The organism is Lentzea fradiae (assembly GCF_900100955.1).
GTDB classification, from domain to species: Bacteria; Actinomycetota; Actinomycetes; order Mycobacteriales; family Pseudonocardiaceae; genus Lentzea; species Lentzea fradiae.
This window is the reverse complement of the sequence record NZ_FNCC01000017.1, coordinates 44,479-58,758: the sequence shown is the minus strand read 5'-3', so window position 1 is coordinate 58,758 and position 14,280 is coordinate 44,479. Positions and strand designations below refer to the sequence as shown.

The following is a 14,280-nucleotide window of genomic DNA, read 5'->3' as shown; positions in this document are numbered from 1 at the left end:
CCCCGAAGTGAACGCACACCTGCTCGCCACCATCGACCTGGCCACCCGCAACGTGGCCGACGGCGGCGGCCCGTTCGGCGCCATGATCGTCCGCGGTGGTGAGGTGGTCGCCACCGGCGTCAACCAGGTCACGTCCACCCTCGACCCCACCGCCCACGCCGAGGTCGTCGCGATCCGCGCGGCCTGCCAGGCGCTCGGCGACTTCAAGCTGACCGGCTGCACGCTGATCTCGTCGTGCGAGCCGTGTCCCCTGTGCCTGTCCGCCGCGCTCTGGGCGCGGGTCGACAGGGTCGTCTACGCCGCCGACCGCCACGACGCGGCGGCGGCCGGGTTCGACGACCGGGAGTTCTACGAGCTGTTCAGCAGGCCCCGCGACGAGTGGGACCTGCCCGTGCAGCGGATCTCCACCGGCGAGGACAACGCCCCGTTCACCGCGTGGACGTCGCTCGCCACCCGCATCAACTACTGAAGCGCCAGACCAGAAGTTCCGTCCGACACCCTCTCGCGCGTCATCCACCCGACGTACAACGGCGCCTCTGCGTGACGCATCCACGGTACGCGGGGCCCCCGCGTTTCCGTGCATGGTACGCGGGGCCCCCGCGTACCCAGTGGAAAACACGAAAGAGAGGCGCGTGTGGGCGCGTCGTCACGGAGAGCACTTCTGGCAAGGCGCTGAGCTGACCGGAGCTCGCATCGCTTGAACGCGTTCCGGCGATGGAACGCGCCCACCGGCATGGGAAAGGCCGTCCTCCATGACCCAGTTGCGGAGCCGACAACCGGCGTCGGCGCTCGACCAGTTCTTCCGGATCACCGAACGCGGCAGCTCGCTGGGCCGTGAGGTGCGCGGCGGCATCACGACGTTCGTCGCCATGTCGTACATCGTGCTGCTGAACCCGTTGATCCTCGGCGCGTCCGCCGACATCACCGGGGCCAAGCTCACCATCGCCGAGATCACCACCGCCACCGCGCTGGCCGCAGGTGTGATGACCGTCCTCATGGGACTCGTCGGCAACGCACCGCTGGCGATCGCCGCCGGGCTCGGCGTGAACGGCGTGGTGGCGTTCCAGATGGCACCCGCCATGACGTGGGCGCAGGCGTTCGGGCTGGTGGTGCTGGAGGGGATCTGCATCGTCGTGATGGCCGCCTCCGGTGTCCGCGAGCGGATCATCAACTCGATCCCGGAGCCGTTGAAGATCGCGATCACCGTCGGCATCGGCCTCTACATCGCCCTCGTGGGACTGGTCTCGGCCGGTTTCGTCACCCGCACGCCCGACGCGGCCGGGTCGACCGTGCCGGTGCGGATGGGGATCGACGGGCACCTGAGCGGCTGGCCGATCGTCGTGTTCTGCGTCGGCCTGCTGCTGATGATCGTGCTGATGGCCCGCGGTGTGCCCGGCGCGGTGCTGATCAGCATCGTGGCGGCCACCGTCGTCGCCGTGGTGGTGAACTCGGTGTTCCACGTCGGGAACTGGGGCCTGGTGACGCCGTCGCTGCCGTCGTCGGTGGTCGCGTCACCGGACTTCGGCCTGTTCGGCAGGGTCGACCTGGTCGGCGGGTTCGTCTCGGCCGGGGTGATCGCGGCGACGATCTTCCTGTTCACGCTGGTGCTGTCGGGGTTCTTCGACGCGATGGGCACGATCACGTCCGTCGCCGACGAGGCCGGTCTCACCAAGGACGGCCGCGTGGAAGGCATGGGCAAGATCCTCATGGTCGACGGTGCCGGTGCGATCGCCGGTGGCGTCACGGGGTCCGCCCCGAACACCGTGTTCCTGGAGTCGGCCGCAGGAGTCGGCGAAGGCGCTCGGACCGGCCTGGCCTCGGTGGTGACCGGCGGGCTCTTCCTGGTGGCACTGCTCTTCACGCCCCTGGCCGCCATCGTGCCCGCCCAGGCGGCGGCGCCGGCGCTGGTGGTGATCGGCGGCCTGATGATGACGCAGATCCGCCGCATCCCGTGGCAGGAGACGGACTTCACCATCCCCGTGTTCCTGACGGTGGCGATCATCCCGTTCACCTACTCCATCACCAACGGCATCGGCGCGGGCGTCGTGTCCTACGTCGTGCTGCGAATCTGCAAGGGCCGGTGGCCCGGCTGGCTGATGACCGGCTTGGCGCTGCTGTTCGCCGTCTACTTCGGCGTCGACCTGATCAAGTGAGAGAACGGGGTCCGGCCGGGCCCCGTTCCCCGAAGTCGTCGAGGAGGACCCCGATGCGCGATCTCGCTCCGACCCTGCTGTCGTGGGACAGGTTTGCGGTCGCGTCGGTAGTGGCGGTGCGCGGCAGCGCGCCCCGTCCTGTCGGGGCCGCGATGGCCGTGGGACCGGACGGCCAGGTGATCGGCAGCGTGTCCGGCGGCTGCGTGGAGGCGGAGGTCTACGAACTGGCCCGCACGGTGCTGGAGACGTCCGAACCCGCGCTGGCGACGTTCGGCTACTCCGACGACACCGCGTTCGCGGCCGGTCTCACCTGCGGCGGCTCGCTGGACGTGCTGGTGCAGCGGGATTCCTCGTCGTTGCGCGCCGCTTTGCAGGCCACTGTGGACGGACGTCCGCTCTCGGTGCGCTTCGAGGCGGGCGGACGCGTGTTCACCGAGTCGTGGCTGCCACCGCCGCGCCTGCTGGTGTTCGGTGCCATCGACCACGCCGCGGCCGTGGCCGAGATCGGCCGCTTCCTCGGCTACCACGTGACGGTGTGCGACGCCCGTCCCCTGTTCGCCACGCCCGAACGGTTCCCGGCGGCGCACTCGGTCGTCGTCGACTGGCCGCACCGCTACCTCGCGGCCACCCCGACCGGTCGGGACACCGCGGTCGTGGTGCTGACGCACGACGCCAAGTTCGACGTCCCGGTGCTGGCCGAGGCCCTGTCCAGGCCGCTGGCGTTCGTCGGCGCGCTGGGCTCCCGCCGCACCCACCACGAACGGCTCGAACGCCTGCGCGCGGAAGGCGTGCCGGAGGAGGCGCTGGCCCGGCTGCGGTCCCCGGTCGGCCTCGACCTCGGCGGACGCACCCCGGCCGAGACGGCGGTGTCGGTCGCGGCCGAGCTCGTGGCCGTGCGGCACGGCGGCTCCGGCCTGCCCCTGTCCGCGCTGTCCACCCCGATCCACCGACCCCAGGAGAGCCATGGCACTGATCTTCCTCAACGGCGGCGGCATGCGGGGCGGGCCACTGCACTCCCAGCTGCAGGGCACGCCGATGGTGTGCCGGGCGCGCAGTGCCCCCAGGTACCGGTACTTCTCGGTGCGGGGGACGTTCCCCGCGATGCACGAGTCGGGCTCGGCCTCGGTGACCGGTGAGCTCTACGACCTCCCGCTGAAGGTCCTGCGCGACCACCTCGTCCCCGCGGAGCCCGCCGAGCTGGAGATCGGCGTCATCGAGCTGGAGGACGGCAGCGCGGCCCTGGCGACCGTGCTGCGCGACGCGGTGGTGGACGAGTTACTCCGAACGGGTGACATCGAGGACATCTCGTATCTCGGTGACTGGCGGGCGTTCCTTCACCGCGAGGGGTGAGGGAGTGGCAAGGGGGAGTTGCCGCAGGCGGCGGGGCCAACCGAAGTGGCCCCGCCGCGGGGGGACCCTCACGTCTCGGGCGCCACGGCGCCGCGACGCTTTCAGCGGGTGGCACCGCCGCGCCACCGCTGAGAGCCGGTCGTCCTGAGCGGACAGGCGCTCACCTGTTGCCGAGCTTGAGCAGTCCTCGCTCGTAGGCCACCGCGACCGCCGCCGCCCGGTCCGACACGCCGAGCTTCGCGTACACGTGCAGCAGGTGCGTCTTCACCGTCGCCTCGCTGATGAACAGCGCCGCCGCCACCGCCCGGTTCGTCGACCCCTTCGCGACCAGCGCCAGCACTTCGAGCTCCCGCGCGGACAACGGTTCCAGCGCGGGTTCCCGCACCTGCCCCAGCAGCCTGGTCGCCACCGCGGGCGACAGCACGGCCTCCCCCGCGTGCGCGGCTCGGATGGCGCGGTGCAGCTCGTCGCGCGGGGTGTCCTTCATCAGGTAGCCGGTGGCGCCCGCCTTGATCGCGGGCAGCACGTCCCGGTCGGTGTCGTAGGTGGTGAGCACCAGGACGCGGCACGGATGGCCGCGCAGCCGCTCGATCGCGGACACGCCGTCCGAACCCGGCATCCGCAGGTCCATCAGGACCACGTCCGGTGAGGTGGCCGTGACGACGGCGACCGCCTCGTCGCCGGAGGCCGCCTCGCCGACCACCTCGAAGTCGCCGGTGGACAGCATGCCGCGCAGGCCGTCGCGGACCACCGGGTGGTCGTCCACGATCACCAGCCGGATCACGCCGGCACCCGCACCGAGATCGCCGTCCCCGCACCGGGTTCGGACTCGACGAACAACGCGCCGGACAGCCGGTGCACGCGATGCCGCATCGCGGGCAGACCGAACCCGTCGGACGGCCGCCCGAAGTCGAAGCCCACCCCGTCGTCACGCACGTCCAGCGTCACCACGTCCTCCATGTACGAGAGGGTGAGGCCGACCCTGGACGCACGGGCGTGCTTCGCCACGTTCGACAGGGCCTCCTGCGCGGTGCGCAGGAGGACGACCTCCACCTCGGGGTGCATCTCGCGCACCGCTCCGGTCAGCGTCACCGAGACCGGGACGCCGTTGTACCTCGACCAGTCGGACGCCACCTCGTCCAGCGCCTCGTGCAACGCCGCCGAGTCCAGTGCGGGCGGACGCAGGGCGTGCACCGAGCGGCGGGCCTCCTGCAGGTTGTCGCGCGCCAGCTCGGTGGCGACCGCGACGCGGCTCTCCCAGTCCTTCTCGGTGGCCGCCGACAGCTGCGTGATGATGCCCGCGAGGCCCTGCGCCAGGGTGTCGTGGATCTCCCCGGCCATCCGGTGGCGTTCGTCCTGCACGCCCGCCTCGTGCGCCTGCACCAGCAGCTGCGCGTGCAGGCCCTCGTTCTCCTCCAGCAGTTCCTTGCGCAGCCTGGACTGCTCGGTCGTCACGTAGCCGAAGTAGCTGAAGGTGCACGCCGCCACGGTGAAGATCACCAGGATTCCCCAGAACGCCAGCGGCGCCTCCGCCGGGTAGCCGCCGAACAGCGACAGCGTCGCGAGGCCCGCCGTCAGCGTCGTCACGAGGACCATCCAGCTCCCGCGCAGCAGCTCGCTCGCGTACACGAAGATCGCGTACGAGACCGGCCCGAACCAGTGCTCCCGCATGCCCAGGACGCCGTAGAACACGACCATGCCGCCGACGAACACCGCCATCAGCCCACGCCGGTCCCGCCACTGCGGGTGCAGCGTGAACCACCACGTCATCCAGGCGAGGCAGCCCGCCACGACGCCGTAGGTGACCCAGCGCTGCGCGGCCGAGTGCTCGGTGAAGATCGAGTACAGCACGGTCGTCACGACCAGCACGAAGTACGGGATCAGGTAGGTGACCGCGAGGAGCCTGCGCTCCCACCTGTCCAGGGCGGTCATGTTCACGGGCTACTCCCAGCGGAAGGTCTTCGCCGCGACCGTACCCGCCACGAGGCTGATCACCCCCATGACCAGCAGGTGCCGCCAGTCCGGCGCCGTGCCGAGCCACGCCTCCTGCACCGCCAGCGAGCCGGGCGGCAGGAACACGCTGATCGTCTCGAACACCGACGGCAGCAGGAACCGCGGCAGGTACACGCCGCCGAAGAACATCAGCAGCATGAACACCGCCGTCGCCCAGCCGCCCGCCGCCCGCGCGTTCGGGGCCAGCGCGGCGATCACGAGGCCCAGGCCGAACGTGCCCGCCCCACCCAGCAGCACGGCCAGAGCGAGGCCGAGCGGGTGGTGCGGCAGGTCGATGCCGAACACCGCGAAGCCCACGAAGACGGTCAGCAGCACCGACACGACCGCCGCGACGAGATTGACGATCATCTGCCCGGCCAGCAGCCGCGCCGGGTGCATCGGCGTCGTCGCCAGCCGTCGCAGCACGCCCTTCTCCCGGTAGGTGGCCACCACGGTAGGCACGCGCTGCAACCCGATGAACGCCAGCGTGAACACGATCAGCGCCGACACGTACGTGTCGATGAACCGCTGGCCGCCGAACACGTCGTCGGGCGTCCGCAGCACCGGAACCGCCCCCAGCAGGAGCAGCAGCAGCGACGGGAACAGCACGGCGAACAGCGAGTTCAGCCGGTCGCGCAGGAACAGCCGCGCCTCGATCTCCACGATCTTCAACATCAGGACCCCCCGGTCAGCTCGACGTAGGCGTCGTCCAGCGAGACCTGGTCGACGCGGAGGCGGTGCGCCACGACCTGGCGCCTGGCCAGGAACGACGTCACCGCGTGCAGCAGGTCCTCCGACCCGCTGACCACCACCTGGTCGCCCTCGGAGGTCACCGAGGAGACCTCGGGCAGCCGCTCCAGCGCCGGGACGTCGAGGGCGGCGGACGGCACGAACCGCACCCTGGTCGCGCCGCCGACCTTCGACACCAGCGCGGAAGGCGTGTCGAGCGCGACGACGCGGCCCTCGCGGAACACCGCGACCCGGTCGCAGAGCCGTTCCGCCTCCTCCATGAAGTGGGTGACCAGCAGGATCGTCACGCCGGCCGCGCGCACGTCCTCGATCACCGACCAGGTGTCGCGGCGGGCCTGCGGGTCGAGCCCGGTCGTCAGCTCGTCGAGGATCGCGACCTTGGGCGAGCCGATCAGCGCGAGCGCGATCGACAGCCGCTGCTTCAGGCCGCCGGAGAGCCGCCCGAACTCGGACCGCAGGTGCGAGGTCAGCCCGAGCCGCTCCGACCAGTCGACGGGATTGGGGTAGAACGACGAGAACAGCTCCAGCGCCTCGCTGACCCGGATGCGTTCGGGCAGCTCGGACGCCTGGAGCTGCACCCCGATCGCCGCCCGCACGTCGGCGGGCCTGCGGCCGAGCACAGACACCTCGCCCCGGTCCGGTGTGCGCAGCCCCGCCACGCACTCGACCGTCGTCGTCTTGCCCGCCCCGTTCGGGCCGAGGACGCCGAAGATCTCCCCCTCGGCGACGTCGAACGACACGGAGTCCACGGCGACCCGTGGCCCGTACCGCTTCCCCACGTCGCGCACTTCGATGATTGCCATGCCTCCAGCCTCGGAGAACGGCGCGGGAAGATCATCGATCGACGAGCGGGACCGCGATCAACCGATCGGTTGATGCCAGGTGTGGACGGTCAGCCGATCCGCTGGTCCAGGCCGTGCACGACCTGGTCGAGCAGCGTGCGGATGACGGCCTCGTTGTGCTCGGCGCGGCCCGGCGTGATCATCCGGGACGCGGCCTCGACCATCGCGTGCACCAGCATCGCCCGCAACGCCGCCCGTTCCACCCCCGCCGTCTCGAACACGCCGACCAGCGGCGCCAGCAGCCGTTCGTGCTCGGCCCTGATCTGCTCGCGCGCCGAGTCCGGCAGCGCGTGCGCGGCCAGCGCGACCACGGCGCCGTGGCTGCCGTCGGTGATGATCGCGAGCTCGGTCCGCAGGTACGCCTCGATCTTCTCCGGCACGGACGTGGCGCTGTCGACCGCGTCCTCCAGCTTGTCCGCCCACTCCGGCAGCGCGTCGGAGACGATCGCGGCGACCAGCTCCTCCCGCGAGCGGAAGTACTCGTAGAGGCTCGGCCGCGACAGCCCGACGCGGCGGGCGAGCGACGCGAGCGTCAGCGCCTCGGCGCCCCCGGTCGCCACGATCTCCCGCCCGGCGTCCAGCAGGGCGCGCAACCGGTTGGCGCGGTGCTCCGCCACGGTGTCTGCGCTGATCCTCGGCACGGCCCGATCGTAGCTCCCTTGATTTCCCGACGGGGTGTTGGAATAGTTCCCGACACAGCGTAGGAACGAGGAGGACCGCGCATGTTCATCGCGACGAACCGGCTGTTCGTGCCCGCCGAGAGGGCGGAGGAGTTCGAGGCCCACTTCCGCGACAACATGCGGACCTACCTGCCGGGCGTCCCCGGCCTGCTGCGCAGCACGCTGCTCAAGCCGACCCGCGAGGACCAGCCGTACGTGTCGATCAACGAGTTCGAGTCCGAAGAGGACTTCCGCGCCTGGGTCGCCTCCGACTCGTTCCGCGAGGCGCACCAGCGCAACCGCGGCATCGCCCGGCACGTCACCGGCAACGCCGTCGAGACGTTCGAGCACGCGGAGGACCTGGTCCTGCCGCGCCAGCGCACGGCGTAACGGCGCTCCTGCGGGGGGCGGACCGGTCCGCCCCTCACAGCTCCGTCAGCAGCTTCCTCATCCGGTTGATCTCGTCGGACTGGGTGGCCACCACGTCGTCGGCCATCTCCTCGACGGTGACGTTGGTGCCCGACGCGCGCACGTCCGTCGCCATCTTGATCGCACCCTCGTGGTGCTTGATCATCAGCTCCAGGAACATCCGGTCGAACTCCTTGCCGCGCGCCGCTCCCAGCGCGGTCAGCTGTTCCTGGGTCGCCATGCCCGGCATCGAGCCGTGGTCACCGTGCGAGCCCACGATGCCGTGGGTGCGCTGCCACTGCTTCATGGCGCCGATCTCGGGTTCCTGGCTGAACCGGATGCGTTCGGCGAGCCCCTTGACCGTCTGGTTCTCCGCGCGGTCGGGGGCGAACCTCGTCATCGCCAGCGCCTGCTCGTGGTGCGCGATCATCATCGACACGTAGTCGCGGTCGGCGGCGTTGGGCGGCGGCGGGACGTGCCCCGTCGCGTCGGAGGCGGCGATGGTCGACGCCGAGCCGCCCGGCGTGTCCGGCGCGATGACCGGCACCTGCTCCTGCTCGGACGTACAGCCCGCCAGCAGGGCGATTGCCGCCGCGACCACCACAACCCCAGAGCGCATGCGACGGACAATACAGATCGCGCGGTGCCCCCGTCCGGTGGAGGAGAACCCTCCGAAAGGCGCTGGCCCTTAGCAAGGCGAAAGGGTCATACTCCCCCTCACCCAACCCGTAGCGAGGGGGTTAGAGCAGTGAGTTCACGCGCAACGACCCGGCGGCGCAGAGCGCCGCTGGCGGTTCTGGGGGCGCTCGCGCTGACGCTGTCGACGGTGACCGCGCCCGCGTACGCCGATCCCGAGGTCCCGCCGGACGGCAAGGGCCTGACCGAAGCTCAGCTGGAGTCCCAGGCCGAGGCGGTCAACGGCATCCCGGGGGTCGACGAGATCTCCCGCAGCCGCAACATGGTGCTGCTGGCCCACCTGGACAAGCAGGCTCCGCTCAACTCGACGCAGACCGACATCGCGTTCCAGGACAACTACGCGTTCGTCGGCAACTACGACGGCTTCGTCATCTACGACATCAAGAACCCGAAGAAGCCGAAGATCAAGAGCCAGGTGCTCTGCCCCGGCTCGCAGAACGACATCTCGGTGTACGGGAACCTGCTGTTCCTGTCGACCGACTCGTCGCGCAGCGACAACTCGTGCAGCAGCGTCTCCCAGCCGGCGACGGAGAAGTCGTCGTGGGAGGGCATCAAGGTCTTCGACATCAGCGACAAGACCTCGCCGCGCTACGTGGCGGCCGTCGAGACCGACTGCGGCTCGCACACCCACACGATGGTGCCGGCCAAGGACAAGAAGAGCGTCTACCTCTACATCTCGTCCTACTCGCCGAACGCCGCGTACCCGGACTGCCAGCCGCCGCACGACAAGATCTCCATCGTGAAGGTGCCGGTGCGCACCCCGGCGTCCGCCTCGCTGATCAAGGCCGAGGTCGTCTTCCCCGACGGCGGCAACGTGGGCCGTCCCGGCACCATCGACACCGGCTACACCACGGCCACCAGCGGCTGCCACGACATCACCGTCTACCCGCAGCTCGACCTCGCGGCCGGCGCGTGCATGGGTGACGGCGTCCTGTGGGACATCACCGACCGCGAGAAGCTGGTCGAGATCAACCGCGTCCAGGACGACGAGAACTTCGCGTTCTGGCACTCCGCGACCTTCAACAACAGCGGCACCAAGGTCGTCTTCACCGACGAGCTCGGTGGCGGCGGCGCCGCGACGTGCAACGAGAAGATCGGCCAGAAGCGCGGTGCCAACGGCATCTACGACATCGTCGGCAAGGGCAAGAACCGCAAGCTGGTCTTCAAGTCCTACTACAAGATCCCGCGCATGCAGGCCGACACGGAGAACTGCGTCGCGCACAACGGCTCGCTGATCCCGGTTCCCGGCAAGGACATCATGGTCCAGTCCTGGTACCAGGGCGGCGTGTCGGTGTGGGACTTCACCAACTCGAGCAAGCCGCGTGAGATCGGCTTCTTCGAGCGCGGCCCGATGCCGAACGGCGGTGGCGGCGGTACCTGGTCCACCTACTGGTACAACGGCTACATCTACTCCTCGGAGATGGGCCGCGGCTTCGACGTCCTCGACATGCGCGACCCGCGCACGTTCGTCGCGAAGCTGTTCCGCACGAACGAGCTGAACGTCCAGACCCAGGGCAACTTCTACCGCGGGTAGGAGCTCCCCACCCCGATCAGCGCGGCTGCCGGCGTTCGGCGGCCGCGCTGACGGCTGTCAGGACCAGGGTGACGGCGACGCCGCCGAAGACCGCCCAGACCGGTGAGCCCGCGTCGAGCGCCCACGCGATCACGACGGCGGTGAGCCCGTAGCCCGCGCCGGTGACCGCGTACATCAGCGAGAAGCCGGGGGCGTGCGCGCCGACGGGAAGCCGTTCGCGCAACGCCAGGCTCCGCGTCACCAGCACACCGGACTGGAACAACCCGGCCGCGAGCAGCGCGCCCGTGATGCCCGGCAGGTTCGGGAACAGCGCCACCGCGCCGACGCAGGTCGCGGTGATCACCAGCAGCACCAGGCCCTGCGTGCGGAACGTGCCCGGCCACGGCCGCAGCCCGTAGAGCACGGCGCCCAGCGCGCTGCACGCGGCGAACCCGGTGAGCAGCGGCCCGGTCCAGCCGATGCCGATCCCCCGGTGCTCCAGCAGCGCGGGCAGCACGAGCTCCGCGACCGCGAGCTGTGCCAGTGCCGCCGCGCTCACCAGGTAGATCGGCCACGCCGACGTCACCACGCTCGTCTTCGCCGTGCCGGAGCGGGACGTCACGTGCCCGCGCGGCAGGATGAACACGAGCCACGCCGCCACGACGATGAGCGACACCGACACCACCACCGGCGCGCGGTGGTCGACGCTCAGCGCCAGCACCGTGACGAGCGCGGGCGCCACCGCCCACACCACCTGCGTGATCATGGCGTCGAAGCCCATCGCCTTGGGCACCAGCGCGTCCGGCACCAGCCCGAGCAGCATCGCGCGCAGCCCGCCCGGTGTCGTCGACGGCCCGGCGCCCGCGATGAACGCCGCGATGGCCAGCACCGTGACGTTCGTCGTCAGCGCCAGCGTGGTGAACGCGGCAGCGCCGACGACGAGCCCGACCGACAGCTGCCCGCGCATCCGCGACGGGTCCAGGAACAGCCCGAGCAGCGCCGCGCCGAGGATCTCACCCAGCACGTAGACCGCCACCAGCGACGCGGCGAGCACGTAGCCGCCGGGCAGCCCTCTGGTCAGGAAGACCATCATCAGCGGCGTCATGGACATCGGCAGCTTCGCGGCGACCGTCACGACGGCGCACGCGAGCACGTCCCGGTTCGCGAGGTCGCGGTAGCCGGCAGCGGAGATCGTCATCTACTCGCCCAGCTCCTGGAACAGCGTGAGTTGCAGCCCGGCCGGTGCGGCCAGCCTGGCGTTCAGGGAGTTCCACGGCGTGCGCGTGGGCTCGGCGATGACCTCGGCCCCCGCCGCCTCCAGCTGCCGCGTGACCGCTGCCGAGTCGCCGACCTCGAACGCCACCCGGATGTGGCCCGCGACCCGCGAGCCCACCTCGACGTCGTCGATGAACTCCGCGTGCGGCGGATCGGTGATCTCCAGCGTCGCCCTGCCCGCCTCCAGGATCGTGACCCGCCCTCCGTCGGACGCGAACGCCGCCCGTTGCTCCAGACCGAGCACGTCGCGGTAGAAACGCAGGGCCTGTTCGTAGTCGTCGGCGGTGACGACCAGGCGGAGCTCACGGACACCGGTCATGGCGTCGATCATCGCACCACTCGCGTCAGAACGAAGCGAACCCGCGCAAAGTCCGGCCCTGTCAAGATGCCCCCGTGCTGAACGGACTTGACGACGTGAACTGGGCCGGGCTGGCCCACGCCTACGGACCCGCCGCCGACGTGCCGGGGCAGATCCGCGACCTGCTCTCACCCGACGCGAGCGTGCGCGAACGCGCGTTGTGGTCACTGCACGGCAACATCTACCACCAGGGCACGATCTACCAGGCCACGGCGCACGCGGTGCCGTTCCTGCTGGAGGTCCTGGAGTCGCCGGAGTGCCGGGTGCGCGCCGAACTGCTGGTGCTGCTCACCGGGATCGTGACCGGCTTCGACGAGATGTGGCTGCCGGAGGGGATGCCCGTCGCCGAACGGCGGGAGCAGGCGATCGGCGGTGACGTGGTCCTGGCGTCCGCGCCTGGCTTCGACCCGGAGAGCTGGGGCGATCTCGACGACGACGAGCCCCTGTCCGACGAGGACATGGGGCGGCTGTACTCCTACATCTGGGTGTCGGCCTACGACGCCGTCCGCGCCGGGGTCCCGCTGTTCCGCCGGCTGCTGCGGTCCGAGCCCGCGGTGCGGTGCATGGCGGCGTACGCGCTCGCCTGGTTCCCGGAGGACGCTGAGGAGAGCCTGCGGGCGCTGGCCGCCATCCCGGCCGACGGCGACGGTGAGGGCGTGGTGGCCGCGACGGCGTCGGTCGCGACGGGCCTGCTCGGCGGCCGTCCCGCGACCGGCCTGGACGACCCGCGCCCGCTCGCGCGCTGGGGCGCCGCGATCGCGCTAGCCACCGTCGAGTGCCGGGAGACGCCGGACGAGGCGGTGGAGGTGCTCGTAGCGGCCGCCTCCGGTGAGATGGGCGAGGACGAGCGGGTCCCGTTCCTCGACGGCAACCTGGCCGCCTACGCGGGCGCCGCGCTCCGGCTGACCGGTGACCGGCACGCCGACCGGACGCTCGACGCGCTGCTCGGCCACCTCTCCACCGTGTCGGGCGTCAGCGCCCTGCACGTGCTGCAGGAGGCGTTGCAGCTCGCGTTCCCGTCCCCGCCGCAAGACCGCGTCGGCTACCCCGAGCTCGACGACCGCCAGCGCCGCCTCGCCGGAACGCTCGCCGCCTCCCCGCAGGCGTGGCTGCTGGAGGGGCGGAACTTCGGCAACATCGGCATGCTGCTCTTCGAGTACAAGCTGCCGTCGACCTACGAGACCATGCGCGAGTACGTCACGTCGTGAGCCGGTGCGTGGTGGCGGCCCCGCGACCGCCACCACGAGGTCTCAGCCGGGCACCACCATGATCCGCGACTCGCTGAGGTCGAGCGCGACCCGCGTGCCAGGCTGGTAGGCCGACGCCGCGTTGGACGGCTGGTCCACCCGCAGCGTCTGCCCGCCCACCCGCACGGAGATCCGCGTGACAGGCCCGAGGAACGACTGCGCCAGCACGTCGCCCACGATCCTGCCGTCCGCCTCGCCCTCGTGCGCCGTGACGCCGATGTCCTCGGGACGCACGATCACGCGGACGTCGCTGCCGGACGGCTGGTCGTGCTCGGCGGGCACGGTGACGCCGTTGATCACGACGGTCTGGCCCTCCGCCTTGGCCTCCACCGAGTTCGTGACGCCGACGAACTGCGCCACGAACGCCGACGCGGGCTGCCGGTAGACCACCGACGGCGTGTCGAGCTGCTCCAGCCGGCCGTGCGACATGACGCCGACCCGGTCGGAGACGGCGAGCGCCTCCTCCTGGTCGTGCGTGACGAACAGCGTCGTCATGCCGAGCTCCGTCTGGATGCGGCGGATCTCGTCACGCAGGTTCACGCGGACCTTGGCGTCCAAAGCGGACAGCGGCTCGTCCAGCAGCAACACGCGCGGCTGGATCGCGAGGGCACGCGCCAGCGCGACGCGTTGCTGCTGACCACCGGACATCTGGTGCGGGTAGCGACCACCGAGGTGGGCGAGGCCGACCAGTTCGAGCAGCTCGGACGTCCGCTTCGTGTCCGCCTTGCGCATCTTCAGGCCGAACGCCACGTTCTGCGCCGCGGTCATGTTCGGGAACAGGCTGTACGCCTGGAAGACCATGCCCATGTCCCGCTTGTTGGCGGGGACCTTCGTGATGTCCTTGCCGCCCACCGTGACCGTGCCGGAGTCGGCGGTCTCGAAGCCCGCGACGATGCGCAGCGCCGTCGTCTTGCCGCAGCCGGACGGGCCGAGCAGCGACACCAGCTCGCCCTCGGCCAGCTCCAGGTCGAGACCGTCGAGCGCGACGTTGCCACCGAAGGACTTTCGCAGTCCGGTGAGTTCCAGGTAACCCATTT

Annotated in this window: 15 protein-coding genes and 1 pseudogene; 7 read left to right on the top strand and 9 right to left on the bottom strand. The window is 70.8% G+C overall.

Annotated elements, in window-relative coordinates; all coding sequences use genetic code 11:
* The first annotated feature begins 7 nt into the window (after window positions 1-7).
* The 4 genes and pseudogenes from BLT23_RS33335 to BLT23_RS42345 all read left to right on the top strand — a co-directional run bounded on the left by BLT23_RS33335 (window position 8) and on the right by BLT23_RS42345 (window position 3,503).
* Window positions 8-469, top strand: coding sequence for a nucleoside deaminase (locus BLT23_RS33335; RefSeq protein ID WP_090057163.1), 462 nt, complete (start codon window positions 8-10; stop codon window positions 467-469).
* 283 nt (window positions 470-752) lie between these two features.
* Window positions 753-2,153, top strand: a complete 1,401-nt coding sequence (locus tag BLT23_RS33330) for an NCS2 family permease (protein WP_090057160.1) — start codon at window positions 753-755, stop codon at window positions 2,151-2,153.
* A 53-nt stretch (window positions 2,154-2,206) separates the two neighbouring features.
* Window positions 2,207-3,103 (top strand): annotated as a pseudogene (locus tag BLT23_RS33325) (XdhC family protein); the annotation flags it as partial.
* 13 nt (window positions 3,104-3,116) lie between these two features.
* Window positions 3,117-3,503 carry an allophanate hydrolase-related protein gene (locus BLT23_RS42345; protein ID WP_425434440.1) on the top strand — a complete coding sequence of 129 codons (387 nt, stop codon included), beginning with the start codon at window positions 3,117-3,119 and terminating at the stop codon, window positions 3,501-3,503.
* Between the two features lie 160 nt (window positions 3,504-3,663).
* On the opposite strand, the gene BLT23_RS33315 is transcribed toward BLT23_RS42345, so the two are convergent.
* From BLT23_RS33315 to BLT23_RS33295, 5 genes are all read right to left on the bottom strand, one after another.
* On the bottom strand, window positions 3,664-4,287 hold the full coding sequence (locus BLT23_RS33315; RefSeq protein WP_090057149.1) for a response regulator: 624 nt from the start codon (window positions 4,285-4,287) through the stop codon (window positions 3,664-3,666).
* Window positions 4,284-5,435, bottom strand: a complete 1,152-nt coding sequence (locus BLT23_RS33310) for a sensor histidine kinase (protein ID WP_090057586.1) — start codon at window positions 5,433-5,435, stop codon at window positions 4,284-4,286. The genes BLT23_RS33315 and BLT23_RS33310 overlap by 4 nt, the downstream gene beginning before the upstream one ends.
* 9 nt (window positions 5,436-5,444) lie before the next feature.
* Window positions 5,445-6,170, bottom strand: coding sequence for an ABC transporter permease (locus BLT23_RS33305; protein ID WP_090057146.1), 726 nt, complete (start codon window positions 6,168-6,170; stop codon window positions 5,445-5,447).
* Window positions 6,170-7,048: an ABC transporter ATP-binding protein gene (locus BLT23_RS33300; RefSeq protein WP_090057143.1), complete on the bottom strand. Its 879-nt coding sequence runs from the start codon at window positions 7,046-7,048 to the stop codon at window positions 6,170-6,172. The genes BLT23_RS33305 and BLT23_RS33300 overlap by 1 nt, the downstream gene beginning before the upstream one ends.
* 89 nt (window positions 7,049-7,137) lie before the next feature.
* On the bottom strand, window positions 7,138-7,728 hold the full coding sequence (locus tag BLT23_RS33295; protein WP_090057139.1) for a TetR/AcrR family transcriptional regulator: 591 nt from the start codon (window positions 7,726-7,728) through the stop codon (window positions 7,138-7,140).
* A gap of 81 nt (window positions 7,729-7,809) precedes the next feature.
* On the opposite strand from BLT23_RS33295, the gene BLT23_RS33290 reads away from it, so the two are divergent.
* Window positions 7,810-8,136: an antibiotic biosynthesis monooxygenase family protein gene (locus BLT23_RS33290; protein ID WP_090057136.1), complete on the top strand. Its 327-nt coding sequence runs from the start codon at window positions 7,810-7,812 to the stop codon at window positions 8,134-8,136.
* 34 nt (window positions 8,137-8,170) lie between these two features.
* Here BLT23_RS33290 and BLT23_RS33285 read toward each other — a convergent pair whose 3' ends face one another.
* Entirely contained in the window at window positions 8,171-8,773 is a 603-nt protein-coding gene (locus tag BLT23_RS33285; protein WP_090057132.1) for a DUF305 domain-containing protein, read from the bottom strand.
* A gap of 129 nt (window positions 8,774-8,902) precedes the next feature.
* Here BLT23_RS33285 and BLT23_RS33280 point away from each other — a divergent pair, with 129 nt between their 5' ends.
* On the top strand, window positions 8,903-10,384 hold the full coding sequence (locus BLT23_RS33280) for an LVIVD repeat-containing protein (RefSeq protein ID WP_090057128.1): 1,482 nt from the start codon (window positions 8,903-8,905) through the stop codon (window positions 10,382-10,384).
* Window positions 10,385-10,400: 16 nt separating this feature from the next.
* Here the strand turns inward: BLT23_RS33280 and BLT23_RS33275 are convergent, their stop codons facing one another.
* Window positions 10,401-11,561, bottom strand: a complete 1,161-nt coding sequence (locus BLT23_RS33275; protein WP_090057125.1) for an MFS transporter — start codon at window positions 11,559-11,561, stop codon at window positions 10,401-10,403.
* Window positions 11,562-11,957 (bottom strand): VOC family protein, encoded by a 396-nt coding sequence (locus BLT23_RS33270; RefSeq protein ID WP_090057584.1) that lies wholly within the window; start codon window positions 11,955-11,957, stop codon window positions 11,562-11,564.
* Between the two features lie 74 nt (window positions 11,958-12,031).
* On the opposite strand from BLT23_RS33270, the gene BLT23_RS33265 reads away from it, so the two are divergent.
* The gene (locus BLT23_RS33265) at window positions 12,032-13,204 is read left to right on the top strand and encodes a hypothetical protein (RefSeq protein ID WP_090057121.1); all 1,173 of its coding nucleotides are present in this window, start codon (window positions 12,032-12,034) and stop codon (window positions 13,202-13,204) included.
* A gap of 42 nt (window positions 13,205-13,246) precedes the next feature.
* Here the strand turns inward: BLT23_RS33265 and BLT23_RS33260 are convergent, their stop codons facing one another.
* Window positions 13,247-14,278, bottom strand: a complete 1,032-nt coding sequence (locus BLT23_RS33260) for an ABC transporter ATP-binding protein (protein ID WP_090057117.1) — start codon at window positions 14,276-14,278, stop codon at window positions 13,247-13,249.
* Window positions 14,279-14,280 lie beyond the last annotated feature (2 nt).